The sequence below is a fragment of the Streptomyces albus subsp. albus genome (assembly GCF_000725885.1).
Taxonomy (GTDB): domain Bacteria; phylum Actinomycetota; class Actinomycetes; order Streptomycetales; family Streptomycetaceae; genus Streptomyces; species Streptomyces albus.
Window position 1 is genome coordinate 25,949 of sequence record NZ_JODR01000006.1, and the last position, 23,791, is coordinate 49,739.

The window sequence follows — 23,791 nt, forward strand, 5'->3', positions numbered from 1 at the left end:
CGGCGGGCCGCGACAGGCGGCGGGATGCGGTCAGGAGATGCCGAACTCCTTGCCGAGCAGGTCGAACATCTCCTCGTCCGTCGCCGCGTCGAGGCCGTCCCCCTCCGGGGGCTGCGCCCCCGCCGTGGCGTCCTCGCCCCGCCAGCGGGCGAGGAGACGGGTCAGCCGCATGACGACGCGGGCGCGCTGGAGGCTGTCCGCGTCGGCGGCGTCCAGGCTCTCCTCCAGCGCCGCCAGCCGTTTCTCGAGGCTGTCGGCGGGCGTCTCGTCCTCCGCGATCAGGGTGCGCAGGAACGCGGCGGCCTTGCGCGGTGTGGGGTGGTCGAAGGCGAGGGAGACCGGTGCGGTCACCCCGAGGACCGTCTGGATGCGCCGGCGGAGCCCGACCGAGGCGAGGGAGTCGAAACCGAGCTGGCGGAAGGGCAGATCCGCCTCGATGTCCTCGGCCGAGGAGTGTCCCAGCACGGCTGCCGCCTGGGCGCGCACCACCTCCAGGAGGGCGCCGAGCTGTCCGGCGGGCGGCAGCGCGGCGATACGCCCGCGTTCGCGTGCGGCGTCGTCCTCGTCCGGCGCGGCGGGGGCCGTCTCGTCCGCGGCCGGGCGCGGTGCCTGCGGCAGGTCGTCGAGCAGGGGCCTGGGCCGGGCGGCGGTGTAGCCGGGCAGGAAGCGTTCCCAGTCGACATCGGCCACCACCACGGTGGTCTCGTCACGCAGCAGCGCCGTCTCCAGCGCGCGCACGGCCAGGTCCGGTTGCATCGGCCGCAGTCCGCGGCGGCGGAGTTGTTCCTCCCCCGCCTCGTCGAGCATGCCGTCGCCGCCCCACATGCCCCAGGCCACCGAGGTGGCGGTGGCGCCGCGCGCCCGCCGCTGCCCGGCCAGCGCGTCCAGGTGAGCGTTGGCGGCGGAGTACGCGGCGCTCAGGCCGCTGCCCCAGGTGGCCGACGCGGACGAGAAGAGGACGAAGGCGTCCAGTTCCCGGTCCGCGAACAGGGTGTCCAGCGCGACGGCGCCCGCGACCTTGCCGCCGAGCGTCGCCGCGCACTCCTCCAGCGACACCGCCGCCAGCGGGGTGGTCTGCGGCACCCCGGCGGCGTGCACCACTGTCCGCACGGGCGGCCCCTGGGTCTCCACGTCCTCGACCAGGGCGCGGAGCGCGTCCTGGTCCGCCACGTCGCAGGCGGCCAGGTGGACGGGCACCCCCGACTCCTCCAGCCGTGCTTTGAGGGCGCCGGCTCCCGGCGCGGCCGGGCCGCTGCGGCTGACCAGCACCAGCCGTTCGGCGCCGGCGCGGGCCAGCCAGTGCGCAACGTGCCCGCCGAGTGCGCCTGTTCCGCCGGTGACCAGGGCGGTGCCGCGTGCCCGGAAACGCCGTCCGTCGCCGTTGCCCGTGGTGGCGCCGGGTGCGGGCACCAGCCTCCTGACGTACACGCCCGAGGCACGGATCGCGAGCTGGTCCTCGTGGCCGGGGGCGCGCAGTACGGCGGCGAGTGAGGCGGCGGCGCCGGACTCCAGCCGGGCGGGAAGGTCGATCAGCCCGCCCCAGCGGTCCGGGTGTTCGAGCCCCGCCACCAGCCCGAGCCCCCACACCTGGGCCTGCGCGGGGCGGGCGGGCTCCTCGTCGCCGGTCACCGCGACGGCGTGCGAGGTGAGCAGCCACAGGGGCGCCCGGACCTGTGCGTCGCCCAGTGCCTGGGCGAGCAGCAGGCTGGAGGCGAGTCCGGCGGAGACCGTGCCGTCCGGGGCGGGGTTCTCCTGGGCGGCGGCGGGTGACAGCACACCGGCGAGTGCGGTGCCCGGCGTTCCGTCCGCCGTGCCGTCGGCCGTCTCCTCGGCCAGCAGCCGGGTGATCCGCTCGGCGAGCGAGGCCCTCTCCCATGTCGTCCCGTCGAGGTGCAGACGGAGGGTGCGGGCACCGTGTGCGGTCAGGGCGGCGTCGATCTGTTCGCTCCACGCGCTGTCGGTGCCGCCGGATGTCACCACCAGCCAGCGGCCCGCGAGGGGGCCGGCCGTGCCGGCTTGCTGCCAGGGCTTCCACTGCACGCGGTAGCGCCAGCTGTCCAGGAGCGCGGCCTCTTCCTGGCGGCTGCGCCAGTCGGCGAGCGCGGGCAGTACCCGGCGCAGGGCGTCGCGCGCCGCCTCGTCGGCGTCCAGTCCCAGTTCGCCGGCGAGCCGGTCGTCGTCGGCGGTGCGCACCGCGTCCCAGAAGCCGGTGTCGAGCGGTGAGGTGCCGCCCGCCGGTTCGGGCGGCGCGGCGGGCGGCAGCCAGTGGCGCTGCCGCTGGAAGGCATAGGTGGGCAGTTCCGCCCGGGGTGCCGGGTCTTCCTGCCGGGTGCCGGTGCGGCTGTCGAGCACCGCGTCCCAGTCGACGGGCAGCCCGTGCACCCAGCCCTCGCCGGCGGACAGCAGCAGCCGCCGCAGCGCGTCCTCCCCCTGGCGCAGCGAGCCGAGGACCATGGCGGTGCCGTCGGCCTGCTCGATCGTTTCCTGCATCCCGAGGGTGAGGGCGGGGTGGGCGCTGACCTCGACGAAGTACCGGGTGCCGTCGGCGGCGAGCCGGGAGATCACCTCGGACAGCCGTACGGTGTGGCGCAGGTTGCGGAACCAGTACCGTCCGTCCAGTGCGGTGCCGTCGACGACCGCGGCCTCGACGGTGGAGTACAGCGGCACCGTCCCGGCGGCGGGGCGCAGTCCGGTCAGTCCGGCTTCCAGTTCCGTGCGGACCGGGTCCATGTGCGGCGAGTGGCCGGCGACGTCCGCCTTGACCCGCCGGGTGTGCACCCCGGCCTCGCGGCAGGCGGCGCGCAGCTCGTCCAGGTCCGGGACGGGGCCGGAGACCACCACGGAGCGGGGGCCGTTGACGACCGCGACGGACAGCGCCGTACGGCCGGCGAGCAGCGCGTCGAGCTGTTCGCCGCCGGCGGCCACGGCCACCATGCCGCCCGTGCCGGACATCCGCCGCAGCAGCCGCGACCGCACGGAGACCACGGTGGCGGCGTCGGCCAGCGGGAGCGCTCCGGCCACGTGCGCCGCGGCGATCTCGCCCAGCGAGTGGCCGACGACGGCCGCGGGCTCGACGCCCCAGGCTCGCCACACGGCGGCCAGGGAGACCATCACGGAGAACAGTGCGGGCTGGAGCACGTCGATCCGCTCGCAGAACTCGCCCGGGGCGCGGCCTGCGATCACATCGTCCAGTGTCCACTCGTCCCACCAGGAGACCCGTTCACGGAAGGCGTCCGTGCACCGTGCCAACTCCTGGGCGAAGACCGGGCAGTTCTCCAGCAGTCCGGCTCCCATGCCCAGCCATTGCGGGCCCTGGCCGGGGAAGACGAGCGCGACGGGGCCGGGACCGGCCTCCGCCGTGCTGCCCCACACGGCGCCGTCAGCGGTGCCCTCGCACGCGGGCGCCCCGGCCACCGCCCGCAGTCCGGCGGCCAGTTGTGCCCTGCTGTCCCCGACGACCACCGCCCGCTCGCCGAGCTGGGCGCGGCCGGTGGCCAGCGTCCTGGCCACGGCGGCGGTGTCGGCGGGGGTGCCGGCCGTCTCGTCCGTCCCCTGCGCGACGGCGGCCAGCCGGGCGGCCTGGCCGCGCAGCCCGGCCAGGCCGCGGCCGGACAGCACCCAGGGGACGGGTCCGCGGTGTCCGGCGGGCTCCTGCGGCGGGGCGTGGGGCGTGGTGGTGGGCGGGGCCTCCTCCAGGATGACGTGGGCGTTGGTGCCGCTCATGCCGAAGGAGGACACGCCCGCGCGGCGGGGCCCGTCGGCCTGCCACGGCCGGCGTTCGGTCAGGAGCCGGACGGTGCCGGACGACCAGTCCACCTCCGGGGTGGGTCGGGCCGCGTGCAGGGTGGGGGGCAGCACGGCGTGCCGCATCGCCATGACGGCCTTGACGACTCCGGCGAGACCGGCGGCGGCCTGCGCGTGGCCCAGGTTGGTCTTGACGGAGCCGAGCCACAGCGGCCGGCCGGGCGGACGGGTCTCGCCGTAGGTGGCCAGCAGGGCGCGGGCCTCGATGGGGTCGCCCAGCCGGGTCCCGGTGCCGTGCGCCTCCACCAGGTCGATCTGGTCGGGGCTGAGCCCGGCGTCGGCGAGCGCGGCGCGGATCACCCGCTGCTGGGCGGCGCAGCTGGGTGCGGTCAGCCCGTTGGAGGCCCCGTCCTGGTTGACGGCCGAGCCGCGTACCACCGCCAGTACGCGGTGGCCCCGCCGCAGCGCGTCCGGCAGCCGCTCCAGCAGCAGCATGCCGGCGCCCTCGCCCATGCCGAACCCGTCGGCGTCGGCGGAGAAGGCCCGGCAGCGGCCGGTGGGCGACAGTCCGCGCTGCCGGCTGAACTCGATCAGCGGCCCGGGGACCGGCACGACGGTGGCGCCGCCGCCGAACGCCAGGTCGCACTCGCCGCGCCGCAGGGCCTGGACCGCCAGGTGCAGGGCGACCAGGGAGGACGAGCAGGCGGTGTCGACGGTCACGGCGGGGCCTTCGAGGCCGAGCAGGTAGGAGATGCGGCCGGAGGCGACGCTGGTGGAGGTGCCGGTGGCCAGGTAGCCCTCGACGGCGGTGGCGTCGTGCTCGGCGCCGGTCCCGTAGTTCTGCGCGGCGGTGCCGACGAAGACGCCGGTCCTGCTGCCGCGCAGCGAGGTGGGGTCGAGGCAGGCGTGTTCGGCGGCCTCCCATGCCGTCTCCAGCAGGAGACGCTGCTGGGGGTCCATCGCGGTGGCCTCGCGGGGGGAGATGCCGAAGAAGCCCGCGTCGAAGGCGGACGCGTCGCGCAGGAAGTACCCGGTCCGGACGTAGCTTGTACCCGGCCGGTCGGGGTCCGGGTCGTGGAGGGCTTCGAGGTCCCAGTCCCGGTCGGCGGGCAGCGGACCGCCGGCGTCGGTGCCGTCGTGCACCAGCCGCCACAGGGCGTCGGGGCCGTCGACGCCGCCGGCGAAGCGGCAGCCGATGCCGACGACGGCGACGGGCTCCTGCGCCCGGTCCAGCACCTCCTGGAGCCGGCGCCGGGTTCTGCGCAGGTCGGTGGTGACCTTCTTCAGGTACGTCCGGAACTTCTCTTCACTGTCGGTCATGGAGGGTTCGGCTCCTTGCGACGGTGGGGCGCCGTGGCCCGTGACGGGCGGGCGGACGCCCGCCGCCGGTCATTCTCCGGCGGGTCCGTGCCCCGGTCTGCCCCCTGTTCCCCCCTGCCGCCTGACGGCGTGGCGTGCGGGGTGTGCGCCGCCCTACTGCCGGAACCGGCAGGGGTGGGCAGGGGGTTGCCGGGCGCCGGGGCCGCCAGGAGAAGCTGAGCGGAACCGGATGCGGGGGGAATGCGGGGGGGGGAGGGGTGCGGGGTCCGCTCCGGTGCCGTCGCCCTCTTCAAGGTGGTCACGGCTCCGGAGTGGTCACGGCCCTCTTCCGGCACTCATTCCTCGACCAGTTCGATGGCGCCCGTCGGGCAGCGGAGCGTCGCTTCCCGTACTTCTTTCTCCTGGCTCCCGGAAGGACGTTCCACGATGAGGAGAACCCGACCGTCTTTTTCGTCCTGGTCGAACAGTTCGGGGCTGTACATGGCACAGCTGCCACAGGAAGTGCATTTTTCGCGGTCCACCACGATGCGCATTCCCCGACGGTAGCCGCCGGTATTTTCCGATGCAATACGAAGGACGACGGAAGGCGACGGACCCGGCATGGAACCGTGTTCCGGCCGCATTCCGGGGAATTCGCGGGCGACGGCCCGCGGGGTCAGCCGTCCGCCGTGCCGAACACGTCGTCGAGTGCCCGGTCCAACGGCACCGGCCCCGCGGTCAGTTCGCAGATGCGGCCGATCGCGGCGGGCCGTTCCAGCAGGGCGACGACGGCCGCGGCCACGTCGGCGCGGCCGATCTCCCCGGGCGGCGGAAGGGGGCCGGTGGCCCGGGCGAGGCGCACTCCCCCGCCGGCCGGCGCGTCCGTGAGCCGTCCGGTCCGCAGGATCGTCCAGTCCAGGTCGCGGGTTCGCACATCGGCCTCGGCCGCCGTCTTGCCCGCGACGTAGGCGTCCTTCCCGTCCGTGGTCCAGGGCTGCCCGTCGGCGCCGTACCAGTTGCTGACCATCAGGTATCGGCGGACGCCGGCCTGTTCCCCGGCCGCCGCGAACCGAGCGGCGGGGGATCGTCCGGCGGCGGTGCCCGGGCCGCCGGTCCCGGCCGCGAGCACGAGGGCGTCCGCGCCCCGGAGCGCCGCCGGCAGGGCGGCTGCCGCCCGCGGACCGTCCTCCATGAGCACCGCTTCGGCTCCGAGGGCCCGCAGCCGGTCCCCGTGCGCACCGGCGGTGGCGGCCCGCAGGAGGGCCACCGGCCGGTCCCCGCGGGCGGCGAGTGCGGCGGCCACCAGGCCGCCCAGGGCCGTGGAACACCCGAGCACGACTACGCGCATGACCGCCGAGTGTAGAGCGGAATTGTCCGCCGGAGAATCCGCCGGCGCACATCCCGTACGAAAGCACTACGAGGAAAGGAACCTTACGTGCCGGACCCCACGCCGAAAGTGCGGAGCCTTCCCCTGCACCGGAGCTGCCCCTTCGACCCGCCGGACGAATACAAACAGCTCAGGGCCGAGGAACCGGTCAGCCGGGTGCGGTTCGCCGACGGCCAGGAAGGCTGGCTGCTGACGAAGTTCGAGGACGTCAAGTCCTTTCTGCTGGATTCCCGCTTCAGTTCGAACCGCAATATCGCGGCGCGCACCCGGCACACGTACGAGAAACCGAAACTCCCGGCCGGCGCGATGGTGAGCATGGACCCGCCGGAGCACACCCGCTACCGCCGCATGCTGGCCGGGCAGTTCACCACGCGGCGGGTGCGGGCGCTGGAACCGCGGATCGCCGGCTACGTCTCCCAGCAGCTCGACGAGATGGAGAAGGCCGGCCCCGGCGTCGATCTGGTGGAGACGTTCGCGCTGCCGGTGCCGTCCCTGGTCATCTGCGACCTGCTGGGTGTGCCCGCCCGCGACCGGCACGACTTCCAGGCGTGGGCGCAGACCGTGCTCAACGTGGACCTGCCGATCGAGCAGGTGCAGCGGGCCAAGGAGCGGCTGTTCTCGTTCATCACCGAGCTGGTGCGCGAGAAGGCGCGGCATCCGCGCAACGACATCATCAGCGGCCTGCTGCACTCCCCGGCCGAGGACCGGCTGACGGAGGAGGAGATCATCGGCGTGAGCGTCCTGCTGCTGATCGCCGGGCACGAGTCGACGTCGAACATGCTGGGCATCGGCGCCTACGCCCTGATGCGGCATCCGAAGGAGCTGGCCAAGCTCCAGGCGGAGCCGTCACTGATCGACAACGCCGTGGAGGAGCTGCTGCGGTATCTGTCGATCGTGCATCTGGAGTTCATCCGCACGGCCACCGAGGAGGTGGAGTTCGCCGGTCACCTCATCAGGCCCGGGGAGACGGTGAAGGGTTCGATGGTCTCCGCGAACCGGGACCCGGACCGCTACCCCGACCCGGACGTGCTGGATCTGACCCGCGAGGACGTGCACCATCTGACGTTCGGCCACGGCATCCACCAGTGCATCGCGCAGCAGTTGGCCCGGATGGAGATGCGGGTGGCCTTCTCGCTGCTCTTCACCAGGTTCCCCACCCTGCGTCCGGCGATCGCCCCGCAGGACGTCCGGTTCAAGGACGACTCGGTGGCCTACGGCGTCAAGGAACTTCCCGTCACCTGGGACACGGCTGCGGTCTGAGCACCATGGAAACCGCACACGGGACCGGAGCCCGCCACGGACGGGGTAACACCGGTGCCGGGGCGGTCGGCACGGCGGCGGCCTACCGCGCCCGGGGCGGGTCGGGCGGTTATCTTCGCAGGGCCCACCGGGCCCCCGCCCGCGCGCCGGCCGGCCCGCGGCCCCGGCCGAGAGAAGGAAGCGGCGTGTGCTGAACGCCTATCGTTCACTCCTGACGATCGACCATCTGCCGTCCCTCTTCGCCTGTTCGGTCGTGAGCCGGCTGACGGTCACCACCCTGCCGATCGCCGAGTCGCTGCTGATCGTCGAGTGGACCGGCTCGTTCGCCCAGGTGGGCATCGTCACCGGCGTCCAGGCCGGCGCGCAGGCGCTCTCGGCGCCGCTGCGGGGCCGGGCCGCGGACCGCGGCTCGGTGCCGTGGGTGGTGACGGTCAGCGCGCTGTCGTTCGCCGGCAGTCTGGCGGCTCTCGCCGCCATGACGGCGTGGCTGCCGGCGTCGAGCTGGCCGCTGGCCGTACTGGTGGCCGTACTGGCCGGGCTCAGCACCTCCCCGGTTCCCCAGGTCAGCCGCGCGGTCTGGCCGCGTCTGGTGGGCGAGGAGCACCTGGCGCGGCTCTACACGCTGGATGCCACCGGCCAGGACGCCGCCGCGACCCTGGGGCCGCTGCTGGCGTCTCTGACGGCCGCGGCGCTGAGCCCCGCCGTCTCCGTCGGGACGTGCGCCGTGCTGGCGGTCGGCGGCTCGCTGGCCTTCGCGCTCGCCTACCACCGCTCCGGCCTCGCCGCCCGGCCGCTGCACCAGGAGACGGGGACGGCGCGGACGGCGGGGACGGCGGGGACGGCGGGGACACAGCCGGCGCACGGCGCCGCCGGTCCCGCGGGCGGCACGGACGGCGAGGAGCGCACGAGAGGCGCGGACAGCGGCGGCGGAGGCGTGGCGCCCGAGCCGCCCGGGGCACCGGCCGGACGGCGGATGCTGCTCGCCGAGCGGGGCTTCCTTCCGGTGCTGCTGGTCGCCATGTGCGTGATGGCGTCGATCTACACGATCAACCTGTCCGTCGTGGCGTACAGCACCCACACCGGACAGGTGGGGCTGTCCGGTGTGCTGATCTGCGTGTGGACGGTCGGCTCCCTGGTGGGCGGACTCACGCTCGGCGCCACCTCGTGGGAGCTCAACCACACGGGGCTGCTGCTGGCGCTGGCGGCGGGCATGGGGGCGCTCGCCGCCGTGCTGCCCCCGGCGCGGGAGGCGACACCGGTCGCCGTGATCGGGCTGGTCCTCTTCGCGGGCGGCCTGGTCCTGGGGCCCAACATCGCGGCCAACAACACGCAGATCGCCGAGGTGGCCCCCGAACACCGCCGTACGGAGGCGTTCGGCTGGCTCCAGACGGCGACGACCGGCGGCTCCGCGCTGAGCATGATGCTCGCCGGCGCGCTGCTGGACACCGCCGGGCCCGCGGCGGCCGTCGGCGCCGGTACGGGGCTCGCCCTGCTCGCGGTCCTGGTGCGGTGCTGCACGGTCACCCGCCCCGGCAGCGGGCGCTCCGCCGGTACGGGGCCGTCCGGCCGTCCCGTGGCCGCGCGGCCCGCCGAGCCGGACGACCGCCGTTCCGCGGGACCGCGCGGCTTCGCCCTCAGCCGGAGCGCCGCCCGGCGGACAGCCGCTCGGCGACAAAAGCGGCGACGTCCCGGGGGCGCTCGCTGAGGAAGAAGTGCCCGCCGGGGAACACCTTCAACTCGAAGCCGCCCGTGGTGTGTTTCTGCCACGCGGCGGCGTCCTCGCGGGAGGTGCGGGGGTCGCACGCGCCGGTCAGCGCGGTGACGGGGCAGCGCAGCGGCGGCGCCGCGGTGAACCGGTAGGACTGGAGCGCCCGGTAGTCGGCACGCAGCGGCTCCAGGATCATCCGCAGGGTCTCCTCGTCCTCCAGGAGCCCCGGATGGGTGCCGCTCAGCAGGCGGATCTCGGCGAGGAGACCGCCGTCGCCCGTCAGGTCGACCGCCCGTCCCGGCGGCCGGTCCGGCGCCCGCCGCGCGGAGACGAACAGCCTCGACGGCGAGGCGTCCAGCCGCTGCGCGAAGCGCTGTGCCACCTCGTACGCCAGCAGCGCGCCCATGCTGTGACCGAGGAACGCCATGGGGCGGTCCGCCTCCTTGCGCAGCCGGGCGAACAGCAGGTCCGCCAGGGTGTGCAGATCGGTCACGCACGGCTCGGTGTGCCGGTCCTGCCGGCCCGGGTACTGGAGGGCCCACACGTCGAACCGGTCGGCGAGGGCCAGGCACAGCGGACGGTAGAAGCCGGCCGACCCGCCCGCGTGGGGGAAGCAGACCAGCCGGTGCGCCCCGGGCGGACCGGGCCGGTAGCTGCGCATCCACGGGTCGCACGTCCTGGCTGCCTTCACGGTGACCTCCCGCCGTCGCCCACGTCGGCCCTAACCCTGGCCACGGTGCGGCGCCCGTCCAACCCCCTGGTCACGGCTGTCCCGGCGGGGGCGCGCCGGGGTCCGGCCACGGGGTGCGTGAGGGGATGTCCGAGGGGGGACTAGGGGGTTCTTCCCCGCGCCGGACCCTCAGTAGCGTCCGGCGCGGGGCTTTCCCCCGGCCCCGTCCGGCCTGCTCCGGCCCGTCCGGCACCGCGCGCCGGGCCGGCGGGGCGCACTGCCGGGCGCGAGGCCCGGGGCCGGAGCCCGACACGCGGAGCGCTGCTGCGGAGGACACACCATGCGGGAGATCATCGAGGCCGCACTGGCGCAGGACGCGGTCGCGGCGGACTTCGCCGCGCTGCCCGTCCCGGCGTCCTATCGAGGCGCCGTCGTCCGCCGGGAGGACGCCGGAATGTTCGACGGCCTGCCGGCCGCGGAGAAGGACCCGGCACGGTCCTTGCGGGTGACGGAGGTGCCCACACCCGAACTGGCCCCTGACGAGGCTCTGGTGGCGGTGATGGCCAGCGCGGTCAACTACAACACCGTGTGGAGCGCGCTGTTCGAGCCGGTGTCGACGTTCGCCTTCCTGGAGCGGTACGCACGCTCGGACGCGGTGGGGGCGGCCCGGCACGACCGGCCGTACCACGTCCTGGGCTCCGACCTGGCGGGCGTGGTGCTGCGCACCGGTCCGGGGGTGCGCCGGTGGCGGCCCGGGGACCGGGTGGTGGCGCACTGCCTGTCCGTGGAGCTCCAGTCGCCCGACGGGCACGACGACACGCTGCTCGACCCGGACCAGCGGATCTGGGGGTACGAGACCAACTTCGGCGGTCTGGCCGAACTGTCCGTGGTCAAGGGCAATCAGCTGATGCCGATGCCGTCGCATCTGACCTGGGAGGAGGCCGCCGCCTCCGGCCTGGTCAACTCCACGGCCTACCGGCAGCTCGTCTCCCGGCACGGGGCCGGGATGAAGCAGGGGGACGTGACGCTCGTCTGGGGCGCCGCGGGCGGACTGGGCTCGTACGCCACCCAGTTGGCGCTCAACGGCGGCGCGATCCCGGTGTGCGTCATCTCCGGGCGGCGCAAGGCGGATCTCGTCAGGTCGATGGGCGCCGAGCTGGTGATCGACCGGGAGCGGGATGGCTACCGCTTCTGGAGGGACGAGGCGACGCCCGACCGGAAGGAGTGGCGGCGGTTCGGTTCCCACATCAGGGAGCTGACCGGCGGGGAGGACCCGGACATCGTCGTCGAGCACCCGGGCAGGGAGACGTTCGCCGCGAGCGTGTACGTGGCCCGGCGCGGCGGCACGGTGGTCACCTGCGCCTCCACGTCCGGGTACCGGCACGAGTACGACAACCGCTACCTGTGGATGTCCCTCAAGCGTGTCGTGGGCAGTCATTTCGCCAACTACCGGGAGGCGTGGGCGGCCAACCGGCTCATCGCCAAGGGGATGATCCATCCCACGCTCTCCCGGGCGTATCCCCTCTCCTCGGTGGGCACCGCCGCGCAGGACGTGCACCGCAACCGGCATGCGGGAAAGGTGGGCGTGCTGTGTCTGGCGCCCCGGGAAGGGCTGGGGGTGCGGGACACGCAGCTTCGCCTACGGCACCTTTCCGCCATCAACCGTTTCCGCGTCCCGGCCGCGGCGCCGGGTGAAGCCGTCTGATTTCTCCGTCTTTACGCCGCCCGGGCATTCCCCGGAACGGGCCCTGCACTCCCAGAGAATCGCACTGAGCGAAATTCGCGTACCGGTGGCAATGCTTCGGCCACCGCTTTCCCGCCGCCTGTCGCACCGGGCGCACACGGAAAGGAACCGAAAAACTCCCCCTGCGGCTCCCCGCCACCACCTGACGAGGTTTCACCGTGCGTGCCGACAGCAAGAATATTGGTCGCAGCATTGATGAATACCCGGCGCAGCTTTGGTGAACGGTTCCGCCTTGGCCGCGCTTGTCCGGCGCGAGAGGAGCCTTCCCACGGTGACACCGTTCGCCGAGCAGAAACTGCCGCCGCACCTGCTGGTTCCCGGATTCGACACCTGGCGCGAGGAGAGCGGCCTGATATTCGTCAGGGGGGCGCGGTACGCGGGAAAGACCACCCTGCTGAACGCCCTGGGGGAACGGGCCGCGGAATCGGGAGCGCTGGTGCTGTGGGCGACCGGCTGGCCCGGCGAGCACGGTTTGCCGCACGGCGTGGTGCGGCAGTTCCTCGAAACGCCCGAGGAGACGCACGGACATCCGGACGAAGTCTTCGCACACGCCGGACCCGGACCCCAGGACGCCGACGGCACACCGCCCGGCGCGGCATTCCCCGAACGCGCCTACCGCCGCCTCCTCGACCTCGCCGGACGACGTCCCGTCCTCCTCGCGGTGGACGACCTCAACTACGTGGACGCGCCCTCGCAGCACTTCCTGCGCTACCTGGCGCGCCGGCTGAAAGGCACCCGCATCCGGCTGGTGCTGGCCGAACGCACCGGCCAGGCCGTCTCCTACTGCGAGGACTTCCGCACGGACGTCATGCGGCTGCCGTACACCCGCACGGTACGGCTGCGCCCGCTGACGGCCGACCAGCTCACCGCCTGGATCGGCGAACAGATCCGCGCCGTCCCGGGCCCCCCGGTGCGCACGGCCGCACGGCGGATCGCCGTGGCGGTGCACGAACTGAGCGGCGGCAACGTCCAGCTCGCCGGACTGCTGACCGCCAAGTACCTGGCGGCGGCCGGCCGGGGCGGCACCGCCCCGGCCGTCGACGCGGAGTTCCGCGAGACCGTCCGGGCCATGGTCGACGACATCGACGTGCCGGGCGTCAGCCGGGGCGCGCGGGCGGCGGCCGTCCTCGGACGGTTCTGCTCCGCGCGGCGACTGGGCCGGCTGCTGCAGGGGGACACCGTGCTGGCCGACCGGGTGCTGCGCGCCCTGGACGACCTCGGCATGCTGCGCGGGCCCCAGGTGCGGCAGCACGCGGCCCGCGCCCTGGTGGAGGACCCGGACTTCGCCGAGCTCCCCGACGTGCACCTCGCCGCGGCCCGCGTCCTGTTCGAGGACGGGGTGCCCGTCGAACACGTCGCCCGCCATCTGCGGGCCGCGGGCAGGATCGGCCGGCCCTGGGACCCGCCGCTGGTCCTGGAGGTCGCCCACCGCGCACTGGAGGAGGGCCGTACGGAAGCGGCCGGAACGCTGCTGCGGCTCGCCCGTACCGCGGCGGGCACCGAGGAGGACCGCGCGCGGGCGGAGATCCTGCTGCTGCGCAGCGAATGGCTGGCCGACCCGCCCCTGGTGGCGTCCCTGGTGCCCTCGCTGACCGCAGCGGCACGCAACAACGTGCTGCCGGCCGCCGACATCGCCTTCCTGGTACGGGCGTTGACGGTGCACGGCTTTCCCGACCGGGCCGAGGAACTGCTGCCGGCGCTGCGCACCGCGGACCGCAAACCGCAGGAGGAGGCGGAGGTGCTGCTGGCGGAGGCCCTGCACGGCGTCTGGCAGGGCGTGCCGCCCCACCGGGTCCCGCCCGGCCCGCACCGGCCCCCCGCCCGCGACGACACCTCCCGCCGTCTGCTGACCGGACCGTACGCCTGGCTGCCGACCGTCCTGCACCGGATCCCCCGCCTGCTGCACGCCGGTGACCGGCAAGGCGTCGTTTTCGCGGCCGAACAACTGCTGGAGGGCATCCGCGTCAAGAGTTCGGGGGTGGAGCCCTTCCTGTTCGCCTGCTGGGCGCTGGAGGCCGTCAACGCCCTGCCGCAGGCCCGCAAACGGTGCCTGGAGCTGGCCGGGGAGTTCGACGGCCGGCCCTCGCCCGTGTGGACGTCCCTGCTCGCCGCCGTACAGGCACGGATCGCCTTCGCCTCGGGCGATCTGGACGGCGCCCACCGCCGGCTCGGGCAAGCGCTGGCGCACAAGTCCTGGCAGGAATGGGGCGCCAAGGCGGGGGCGCTGGCCGGGCTGCTGGTGGAAGTGCTGACGGAACGCGGACGGCACGAGGAGGCGGCGGACGTACTGGACCGCCCCGTCCCGCCGGCCGCCTTCCGGGGACTGAACGGTGTGCGGTACGTACGCGCCCGCGGCCGGCACCATCTCGCGGCCGGCCGGCTGCACGCGGCCGTGGCCGACTTCGAGAACTGCCGGGACACCTTGGCCGTGCTCGACACCGACCTGCCCGCCGTGGTGCCGTGGCGGTGCGACCTTGCGGAGGCGTATCTGCGGATGGGCGACACGGCGGGCGCCCGGCACCTGCTGGAGGAACAGCTGGGCGAGCTGCCCGCCGAGGAGACGGCCGCCGAGGGCGTGGCACTGCGGCTCCTGGCCGCGGCCGGGCCCGCCGAGCGGCGGATCCCCGGCCTCAAGCTGTCGGCGGAGAAGCTGGAGCGGGCCGGCAGCCGCCTCCAACTCGCCTACACACTGGCCGAGCTGGCCTCCGCATACCGCGAGGCCGCCCGGCTGAGCCTGGCCCGGACGACGATCAAACGGGCGCAGCGCCTGGCCCAGCAGTGCGACGCCGGCCGGCTCGGGCAGCTCCTCGCGCTGCACGGCAGTCCCGTGGCACCGCACGACGACGTGCCGCTCGCGGACCACACCGAGCTGGCCAAGCTCAGCTCCGCCGAGCGCCGGGTGGCCCTGCTGGCCATCCGGGGCCACACCAACCGGGAGATCTCCACCCGGCTGTTCATCACTCCCAGCACGGTGGAGCAGCATCTGACGCGGATCTACCGGAAGCTGCGGGTGCGGCACCGGGAGGATCTTGAGGACCGGTTCTCGTCCGCGCTGGTCGGACTCGACGCGCTGACGTGACCCGCGCGCCGCACGGGCGCTCGGCCCCCGGGCCGGGCGACGCCCGTCGTGCGCGGCCCGGTGCCGCGCGCGACCGCTTCCGCCCGTGCGGCGCCCCCACCAGGGGGGGGCGGGGACGGACCGTCCCTGCCGCGGCCGTACGACGCCGCTGCGCGGAGCCCCCGCCGGCCCCCGCCGTACGGCTCACGGCGCGGCGCGCCCCCGGCCACCGGGCCCGGCCGTCCGAAGGGCTCATCCTCCTGGCCTGCCCGGCGGGCTCGTCCATCCACCGGTCCCTGTCCCCGGGTTTCCAGCCGCCGGGGCGGCCACTGGGTCCCGTCCACCGACCCGGCAACCGGGTTCCGTCCGCCGGACCGTCCGCCGCCGGTGCCGAACTCGGCGCCGACAGCGGCCTTCAATGCCCCGGACGTCGGCCAACCCCGCCTCCTGCCTGCCCCTCCCCGGCGGCGCCCCGGACAGGGCGGATCCGGCACGATCGTGGATGCCGCGGGAAAGCCGTCTCCTCAGCGCTGCCTCTCCGCCACGAGACGGTGTGCCGCCCAGCCCCTCCGCCGTGGCGCGGACCGCGCGTTGAGCCCCCGCGTCCCCGCCGCTCCCCCGGCGGTGACGCAGGGCCCCCGGCCTCGCGCAGGAGGGCGGCGGTGCCGTCGTCGTCGGGGCGCTGTCCGGTGGCCGGCAACACGTGGCCGGCGCGCACCAGCCGCTCCCCCTCCGGCCCGGCGACCAGGAATCCGTCGCGGGTGATACGGCGGCACGCCACACCGGTCCGCATCCGCACCCCGGCGGCGCGCAGGTGCCGCAGCACCACCCAGCGGGTGCTCGCTCCGATGCCCTCGCCGGTCGTCCGGCCCCGACCGCTGCGGCCGGGCCGCTCCGCCACCCGGTGTGCCCGGTGCCTCGCTCATGCCGGGTCCTCGTCGTGCGGCTTGAGGGTGCGGGCCCTGGCGCGCAGGGCGTACTTGCGTACTTTGCCGACCGGGTTGCGCGGCAGTTCGGGGAGTTGTTCGAGCCGTTCCGGCCAGTGCTGCTTGGCGACCTGGTGCTCGTCCAGGTAGCGGCGCATCTCCGCGAAGCCGAAGCCGGCGCCGTCCTTGAGGACGGCGAAGGCACAGGCGCGTTCGCCCAGCCGGGCATCGGGCATGGCCACGACGGCGATGTCCTCGACGGCGGGGTGCGCGGAGAGCAGCTGCTCGATCTCGGCGACGGGGATCTTCTCCCCGCCCCGGTTGATGACGTCCTTGACGCGGCCGGTGATGCGCACGAAGCCGTCCTCGTCGACGACCGCGAGGTCGCCGGTGCGGTACCAGCCGTCCGGGGTGAAGGCGTCCGCCGTCAGGTCGGGCCGGTCCAGATAGCCGTCGAACACCGTGGGCGAGAGCACTTCGAAGTTGCCCTCGGTGCCCGCCGGCAGGGGGCGGCCCGTCTCGTCGGTCACCCGCAGCCGGACGCCGTCCAGCGCGCGTCCGTCGGTGCCCCAGCACCGCTCGGGCGGGTCGGTGGGCGCGGAGAGCGTGCCCAGGCAGGTCTCGGTGGTGCCGAACGCCCCGCACACCCTGGCGCCCAGTACCCGGCCGGCGCGCTCCGCCAGGGGGCGCGGCACGGTGGCGCCGGTGGCGACGAAGACCCGCATGTCGCGGGGCCGTCGACCGGTGTCCTCCACGGCCTTGACGAGGTCGAACAGGAAGGGCGTGGCGGCCTGGGTGAAGGTCGCCCGGTGGTCGTCGAGGGAGGCGAGGGCGCGTCGCGCGTCCCATTCGGCCTGGAGGATCTGCGGCACCCCCAGCACGGTGGCCAGCACCATGCCGTAGAGGAACCCGGTCTGGTGGGCGAGCGGCGAGGGCACCCAGACGGTGTCGGTGGCGTCGAGACCCAGCTGCCGGATCTCCATCGAGGCGGCCCGCACCAGATTGGCGGACGAGTGCGTCACGCCCTTGGGTTCGCCGGTGGTGCCGGAGGTGAACAGCAACTGGGCCGTCGCCCCGGGTGCGGGCCTGACGGCGGCCAGGGCGGCGCGCTCGTGGGCCGTCGTCTCCGGGACGGCGGCCCAGTCGTGGACGGTGACGTCGCAGGCGGGGTCGGACGGCAGCCGCGCGGGCCCTCCGGAGCGGGAGACCACCACCAGGTGACGCAGCCCGTCGGTGCGCCCGGCGGCCAGGGCCAGCGCCTCCCGTGCGGGTTTCCGGGAGCGGTACTCGTCCATGGTCACCAGGACCCGTGCCCGGGCGCTGCGCAGTACGAAGCCGAGTTCCCGGCGGCGGAAGAAGGGGATGACGGGGCAGCAGACGGCGCCGATCCGCCAGGCGGCCAGCGAGAGCACCACGAATTCCAGCCGGTTCGGCAGCTGGTAGGCCACGTGCTCGCCCGGCCGGACGCCGAGCCGCAGCAGGAGGGCCGCGGTCCGCTCGACGCGCCGGGACAACTCCCGCCGGCTGACGACGAGGTCGCCGTCCGGCCGTACGTCCACCACCGCGGTCCGGTCGGGGGACGCCTCGGTGTGCCGGTCCAGCCACTCCGGCAGGCTGAGCCGGGATGCCTCGTCCGGGTCGGCGGCGGTGGGGGGCAGGGGCCGGCGGACGGGGGGCGGGACGCTGCTCCTGGCGGGGCGCGCGCGGCCCTCCTCGACCTTCATGGGGATGCCGAGGCCGTTCATGGCGTCGAGGAAGCCCGGGTAGGAGATGCGGTAGGCGTGCGGGAAGGTCAGGGCGGAGTGGCCCTTGGCCCGGGATGCGGCGACGGCCAGCGACATCAGGACCCGGTGGTCGTTGTACGTGGACAGCGCGGTGCCCGTAAGTGTCTGTCCGCCGGCCACACGCAGGGTGTCGCCGGCCAGTTCCACCTGGCCGCCCATGGCGTTGAGCTGGCACATGGCTGCGGCCCGGTCGGATTCCTTGAGCCGGGTGTGTGCGATGTTGCGGAAGACCGAGGCGCCGTGCGCGAAGGTGCCGAGGGTGGCGAGGACCGGCAGCATGTCGGGGATGTCCCGGCAGTCGACGTCCACGGCTGTGAGCAGCGGCGCGTCCTGCCTGACGCGGATGCCGCCGGCCGCCTCGTCCGGTTCCATCGGCACTCCCATGGCGCGGGCGATGTCGAGGAAGCGGTGTTCCGGATGGTCGCCGGGCCCGCCGCCGGGGCCGGTCAGTCCCCGCAGCAGCACGTCGCAGGGGTGGAGTGCGGCGGAGGCGATGCCGTACGCCGCAGAGCCGATGTCGGGCGGCAGGGTCAGCTCGGCGGGGTGGGCGCTCTGGCCTGGCGGTACGTCGAAGCGCCGCCAGTCGGGCGAGACGTCCACGCGGAGTCCGAAGCGCCGCATCATCTCGACGGTCAGCTCCAGATAGGTCCGCTCGTTGAGTTCGCCCGCCACCTCGACCACCGTGGGGCCGGTGGCGAACGGTGCCAGCAGGAGCACGCCGGAGACCCACTGGGAGAGGGTGCCGGGCAGCAGTACGTGTCCGCCCGTGGGCCGCCCGGGACTGACGCGTACGGGCGGGCAGTCGTCCACCGACTCCACCCGCACTCCCAGCTGTCGCAGGGCGCGCAGCAGCGGTCCCACCGGGCGGCGCCGGAAGTACTTCTGGCCGGTGATGGAGACGGCGTGGTCGGCCAGCGAGGCGAGGCCGACCATGAAGTAGAGGGTGCTGCCGGAGCTGCCGACCGACAGGACGGTGCGGCGCGGCCGGTAGCGCCCGCCGAACCCCCGTACGACGAGCGAGTCACCGGCCCGCACGACGGAGGTGCCCAGGCCCTGGAGCATCCGCACCGTGTAGGCGACGTGCCGGGCGTCGGTGAGCCCGTGGATCCGGCTCTCGCCGGCCGCCAGCGAGGCCAGGATCAGCGCGCGGTGCGCGTGGTACTTGGAGTTCGGGACGGTGACCTGCCCGGTCACCCGGTGCCGGATTCCTTCGACGAGAAGGTGCATGGGAACGGTGTGCTCCTCGCAGTCCAAACCGTGCTCGCGCCACACCTGGGCGACGCCGGGGGCGTCCACGAAGCGGCTCAGTCGATGATCACGGCCGCTCCCGGCGGGCGGCAGCCCCCTACCGTCCCCTAACCCCCGGGGCCCCGGCTCGGCGCCGGGCGAGACGTGCGGAGGGCCGGGGCGCACCGCCGACGCGTCCACGGTCCGGGCCCGGGTTGCCCCCGTGATCGACGGCGTACAGGATGATCAACGTGTCAACTCACCCCGCCACCAATCCACTTGGCGTTCCATGGCCCCCCGTGCACGCGCCCTGGCCGGAGCGGACCGCGCCGCTGTACGGACAGGACTTCGCGAGCGACCCCTTCTCCTACTACGCGAGTCTGCGCAGTACGTTCGGGCCCGTCGCGCCCGTGGCCCTGGAGGAGACCGGCGCCCTGCGCGGCTACCTCGTCCTCGACCACGCCCACCAGCTGGAGGTGTTACAGGACCGCGGCAACATCTGGACGCGGGACTCCCGCTGGTACCGGGACCTGGTGCAAGGGACGCTGCCGCCGGGCCACCCGATGATCCCCCAGTTCGCCCACCGGCGCAGCCGCCTGTACGCGGAGGGCGCACAGCACAGCCGGCTCTCCGCGCCCGGCAACCACGCGCTGGCCCAGCTCGACATGCTCCGCACCCGCGACCTGATCGAGGAGCTCGCCGACCAGCTCATCACCGCGTTCTTCGGCGACCGCGGGCCGCAGGAGTGGAACGAGGCCGACATCCTCGGCCAGTACGCGCTGCCGCTGCCCCTGCTGGTCATGATGCGGCTGATGGGCATGGACGAGAGCAGCGCCCTGGCCACCGGCCACGCCATCCACGAGATGCTCAGCGGCGGACCGGGCGCCCGGCGTGCCGCCGCCGAACTCGACGCCCGCATGCGGGAACTGGTCACCGGCAAGGAGCACTCCCCCGGTCCCGACCTCGTCTCCTGGATGCACCACTTCAACCGGGAACTGCACTCCGGGCTCGACACCCACGAACTGAGCGAGGACGTGTGGCTCCAGATCGTCGCGGGGCGGGGCGCCGGCACGACCTGGATCTGCAACACCGTGCTGGAGCTGCTGACCAACCCGGATCTGGGCGCCGACGTCATCGCGGGCCGCTGCCCGATGGAAGAGGCGATGAACCGCGTCATGTGGGTCAACGCGCCGATCCAGAACCTCATCGGCCGCTGGGCGACCCAGGACACCACCCTGGGCGACTACCGCGTCAACTGCGGTGACATGGCCATCATCTGCCTGGGCGCGACCGGGGCCGATCCGGCGCTCCACGCCGCGGGCCAGGACATCGCCCGCGTCAACAGGTCCCACCTCGCCTGGGGAGCCGGGACGCACGCCTGCCCCGCGCACGACCTGGGCGGCCTGATCGTGCGCACCGGACTCGAAGTGCTCTGGAACCGGCTGCCGGGCATGCGGCTGGCGGTTCCCGTCGAGGAACTCACCTGGGACCTCCGTACATCGCCCGCACCCCCACGGCGCTGCCGGTCGTCTTCCCCCTCCCGCCGACGCCCCCTGTGAACGGACACTCATGGACACCGCCCCACAGCTTTCTCTCGAACCCGCCCCGGCCGATCTCCACACGACCGAAGGAGCGGCCCTCCGCGCCGCAGGGCCGGTTGCCACGGTGGCGCTCCCTGGTGGCGTGGTGGCCAAGGTGGTGACCACCCGTCAGGCGGGCGCCCTGGTGCTGGGCGACCCCCGCTTCTCCAAGGACATCCGCAACTGGGCCGCCCACCGCCGGGGCGAGATACCGGCGGACTGGCCGCTGCTGTTCATCGTGGCGGGCAAGGGTCTGCTCACCACCGACGGCGAGACCCACCGCCGGCTGCGGCTGCCGGTGCAGCGTGCCCTTGCACCCCGCCGCGTCCAGGCGCTGGCCCCGCGTATCGAGGCCGTCACCGACCGGCTGCTGGCGGCCCTCGCCGACGTGCCCGCCGGTGCGGAGACCGATCTGCACCGCGGATTCGCGCTGCCCCTGCCGCTGGAGGTCATCTGCTCACTGCTCGGCGTTCCCGAGGAGGGCGCGGTGCGCGAGGAGCTGCACGAGCTGTCGGCCGCGGCCATGAACTCCGAGGCGGCCCCGGAGGAGGTGCGGGACACCGTGGCCCGGCGCTTCCCCGCCGCTCTCATGGCGCTGATCGAGCGGAAGCGGGCACGCGGTGACCGGGACGATCTGACGATGGACCTGGTCACCGCCCTGGACCGGGGCGAGCTGACGGAGGCGGAGGTCATCGGCAATCTGGTGGTGACCGTCATCGGCGGGCACGAGACCACGGCCAATCTGATCTGCCACGCCGTCCGCGGGCTGCTGACCCACACCGGGACGCTGTCGGCCGCCAGGGCGCGGCAGGAGGCGGGCGAGGACCCGTGGCCCGACGTCGTGGAGGAGGCGCTGCGCTGGGAGTCGCCCAGCCGCCATGTGATGTTCCGGTACGCCACACAGGACGTGCCGGTCGAGGACACGGTCATCCGCGAGGGGGAGGCGGTGCTGGTGCCGCTGCCGGCCATCCAGCGCTGCCCGCACACCTTCCCCCGCCCGCCCGCCGACGAGTTCGCCCCCGGTCGCCCGGACGTCTCCCGCCATCTGGCGTTCGGCGCCGGCCCGCACCGTTGCCCCGGCGCGACGCTGGCCCGGCTGGAGGCGCGCATCGCCCTGCGCCGGCTCTTCGACGCCTTCCCACGGCTGGCACTCGTCCCCGGTCCGGTACGCCGGGTGCCGTCCCTGGGCATCAACGGATACCGGGAGCTGCCGGTCGTACTGCGCTGAGGGGTCACAGGACGCGGGGTCTGCGGCCCGGCACAGCGGGCCGCAGACCCCCGCCGGTCCCCGCCCGGCAGGAGGTGACGGAACGCTCACGGGCGGTGGCGTTTTCCCTCGTGGCGGTCCGTGCGCTTAGGCTCGCCGGATGGCGAAGTATTTCGATGTGCACCCCGACAACCCGCAGCCGCGCACCATCCGGACCGTGGCCGACAGTGTCCGGGCGGGCGCCCTCATCGCGTATCCGACGGACTCCTGTTTCGCCCTGGGGTGCCGTCTGGGCAGCCACGACGGGGTCAACCGCATCCGGTCCATCCGCGACCTCGACGAACGCCACCACTTCACCCTCGTGTGCCAGAACTTCGCGCAGCTCGGCCAGTTCGTGCAGATCGGCAACGACGTGTTCCGCGCGATCAAGGCCGCCACACCCGGCCGCTACACCTTCATCCTCCCGGCGACGAAGGAGGTGCCCCGCAAACTGCTGCACCCGAAGAAGAAGACCGTCGGCGTGCGGATCCCCGACCATGTGGTCACCCAGGCGCTGCTGGCCGAACTCGGCGAGCCGCTGCTGTCCAGCACCCTGCTGCTGCCCGACGAGGACGAGCCGCTCACCCAGGGCTGGGAGATCAAGGAACGGCTCGACCACGTGGTGGACGCCGTGGTCGACTCGGGCGACTGCGGCACCGAACCGACCACGGTGGTGGACTTCTCCGGGCCCGAGCCCGAGGTCGTACGCCAGGGCGCGGGCGACCCCGCACGCTTCATGTGACGGACGGCGCCGGGGAGGAGACCCCGTGGCCGGGCCGCAGGGTCAGTGGTCCCGGACGGTGAAGCCGTCCACAACACTGTAGAAGTGGTCGTCGACGCCGGCGCCGTCCATGTGGCGCTCGGCCAAGGCCTGGTTCGCGGTGACCCAGCCGCGCAGCTCGCGTTCGTAGGCGTCGAACGCGGCGCGCGGATCACCGGGGGCGGCCCTGAGCGCGCCCGCCAGCACATAGGCGCCTACCAGCGCCATGCTGCTGCCCTGTCCGGAGGCGGGCGAGCCGCAGTACGCCGCGTCGCCGAGCAGCACGACCCGTCCCCGTGACCAGGAGCGCAGGTGGATCTGGGCACCGATGTCGCAGTGGAAGTCGGGCGCCTCCCACATGTGGGACAGCAGCCGCGGCAGCTCCCAGCCAGCATCCGCGTACCGCTCGGCCAGCAGCCGCTTGCGGTCCTCCCGGGCCCGCGGCAGCTCCCCCTCCAGCCTGTTCAGTCCGACATGGACCCGCAGTTCGGTGTTCTTGCGCACGCTCGTCACCAGCGCGCCCCACGCGTCGTCGTCGCCCGTCTCGTAGGCGATCTGCCAGCGGTCGAGGCCGAGGAAGTTGGGCGCCGTCCACACCCCGACACACCCGCCCAGCCTGCGCAGGCAGCGGTGTTCCGGGCCGAAGACCAGGGAGCGGGTGTGGGAGTGGACCCCGTCGGCGCCGACCACGATGTCGAAGGTGCGTTCGGCGCCACCGGCGAAGCCGACACGGACGTGGCCGGGGCGCTCCTCGATGCGGGCTATCGAGTCGTCGAAGAGGTACTCGACGTCCTGGCCGCCCGCGTCCACCAGGATGCGGGACAGATCGTCGCGCAGGACCTCGAGGTCGTCGCGGTCCAGACGGCCACCGGTGGCCGTCGCGTCGGTGGTGCGCTGCGTCTCGTTGCCGTCCCGGTCCAGTACGGACATGCCGCGCACGCCGGTCGCGTGCTCGCGCAGCAGGTCCAGGACCCCCGTGCGCGCGGCGACGTCCAGGGCAGGGCCGCGCAGGTCGACGGCCTGCCCGCCGGCCCGCAGCGCGGGGGCCCGCTCCACCACGGTGACGCGGAAACCGTAGCGGCACAGCCAGTACGCGAGGGCCGGTCCGGCCACGCTCGCGCCGGAGATCAGCACGCGCGGGGCGCCCGGCGGGACGGGGGCGCCGTGCGACGGCTGTGTGCGAGGAGCGCCGGCGGACGGCCCCGGTGCGGGGGTGCTCGTACCGTCGTCGGGGTTGACGCGGGTCATGTGTTCTCCTTCCGTCGCGCTCCGGCCGCTGACCGGTCCGGAGCGGTACACGGACGAGACTCCCGCCGCCTCTCGACAGCCGGCCGACAATCCGCCGACAGATCCCGCACACCGCCGACAGACCTTCTGCACCGGCATTTCGCCCTCGCC

General features: G+C 74.1%; 13 protein-coding genes. 7 read left to right on the top strand and 6 right to left on the bottom strand.

Going from position 1 to position 23,791, the window contains the following annotated elements; genetic code table 11:
* Positions 1-30 precede the first annotated feature (30 nt).
* The 3 genes from IO40_RS0107430 to IO40_RS0107440 form a co-directional block, all read right to left on the bottom strand.
* On the bottom strand, positions 31-5,064 hold the full coding sequence (locus IO40_RS0107430; RefSeq protein ID WP_031175094.1) for a type I polyketide synthase: 5,034 nt from the start codon (positions 5,062-5,064) through the stop codon (positions 31-33).
* A gap of 335 nt (positions 5,065-5,399) precedes the next feature.
* On the bottom strand, positions 5,400-5,597 hold the full coding sequence (locus IO40_RS0107435) for a ferredoxin (protein ID WP_031175095.1): 198 nt from the start codon (positions 5,595-5,597) through the stop codon (positions 5,400-5,402).
* 122 nt (positions 5,598-5,719) lie between these two features.
* The gene (locus tag IO40_RS0107440; RefSeq protein ID WP_031175096.1) at positions 5,720-6,391 is read right to left on the bottom strand and encodes an NAD(P)H-binding protein; all 672 of its coding nucleotides are present in this window, start codon (positions 6,389-6,391) and stop codon (positions 5,720-5,722) included.
* An 87-nt stretch (positions 6,392-6,478) separates the two neighbouring features.
* Here IO40_RS0107440 and IO40_RS0107445 point away from each other — a divergent pair, with 87 nt between their 5' ends.
* On the top strand, positions 6,479-7,690 hold the full coding sequence (locus tag IO40_RS0107445; RefSeq protein ID WP_016466914.1) for a cytochrome P450: 1,212 nt from the start codon (positions 6,479-6,481) through the stop codon (positions 7,688-7,690).
* A gap of 187 nt (positions 7,691-7,877) precedes the next feature.
* A complete protein-coding gene (locus IO40_RS35650; protein WP_016466915.1) occupies positions 7,878-9,395 on the top strand; it encodes an MFS transporter in 1,518 nt (505 codons plus the stop codon).
* On the opposite strand, the gene IO40_RS0107455 is transcribed toward IO40_RS35650, so the two are convergent.
* Complete coding sequence (locus IO40_RS0107455) at positions 9,325-10,089, bottom strand: thioesterase II family protein (RefSeq protein WP_031175097.1); 765 nt, start codon at positions 10,087-10,089, stop codon at positions 9,325-9,327. The genes IO40_RS35650 and IO40_RS0107455 overlap by 71 nt on opposite strands.
* A 319-nt stretch (positions 10,090-10,408) precedes the next feature.
* On the opposite strand from IO40_RS0107455, the gene ccrA reads away from it, so the two are divergent.
* Positions 10,409-11,773 (top strand): crotonyl-CoA carboxylase/reductase, encoded by a 1,365-nt coding sequence (gene ccrA / locus IO40_RS0107460; protein WP_031175098.1) that lies wholly within the window; start codon positions 10,409-10,411, stop codon positions 11,771-11,773.
* A 310-nt stretch (positions 11,774-12,083) separates the two neighbouring features.
* Positions 12,084-14,891 (top strand): helix-turn-helix transcriptional regulator, encoded by a 2,808-nt coding sequence (locus IO40_RS0107465; RefSeq protein ID WP_016466918.1) that lies wholly within the window; start codon positions 12,084-12,086, stop codon positions 14,889-14,891.
* A 901-nt stretch (positions 14,892-15,792) separates the two neighbouring features.
* Here the strand turns inward: IO40_RS0107465 and aroA are convergent.
* Positions 15,793-18,807, bottom strand: a complete 3,015-nt coding sequence (gene aroA, locus IO40_RS0107470) for a 3-phosphoshikimate 1-carboxyvinyltransferase (RefSeq protein WP_031175100.1) — start codon at positions 18,805-18,807, stop codon at positions 15,793-15,795.
* 299 nt (positions 18,808-19,106) lie between these two features.
* Between aroA and IO40_RS0107475 the strand changes: the two genes are divergently transcribed.
* The 3 genes from IO40_RS0107475 (at position 19,107) to IO40_RS0107485 (ending at position 22,375) form a co-directional block, all read left to right on the top strand.
* Positions 19,107-20,366, top strand: a complete 1,260-nt coding sequence (locus IO40_RS0107475) for a cytochrome P450 family protein (protein WP_031175101.1) — start codon at positions 19,107-19,109, stop codon at positions 20,364-20,366.
* 10 nt (positions 20,367-20,376) lie between these two features.
* Complete coding sequence (locus tag IO40_RS0107480; RefSeq protein ID WP_031175102.1) at positions 20,377-21,615, top strand: cytochrome P450; 1,239 nt, start codon at positions 20,377-20,379, stop codon at positions 21,613-21,615.
* A 139-nt stretch (positions 21,616-21,754) separates the two neighbouring features.
* Positions 21,755-22,375, top strand: a complete 621-nt coding sequence (locus tag IO40_RS0107485; RefSeq protein ID WP_016466923.1) for an L-threonylcarbamoyladenylate synthase — start codon at positions 21,755-21,757, stop codon at positions 22,373-22,375.
* 42 nt (positions 22,376-22,417) lie between these two features.
* On the opposite strand, the gene IO40_RS0107490 is transcribed toward IO40_RS0107485, so the two are convergent.
* Entirely contained in the window at positions 22,418-23,641 is a 1,224-nt protein-coding gene (locus tag IO40_RS0107490; protein ID WP_031175103.1) for an FAD-dependent monooxygenase, read from the bottom strand.
* Positions 23,642-23,791: the final 150 nt, after the last annotated feature.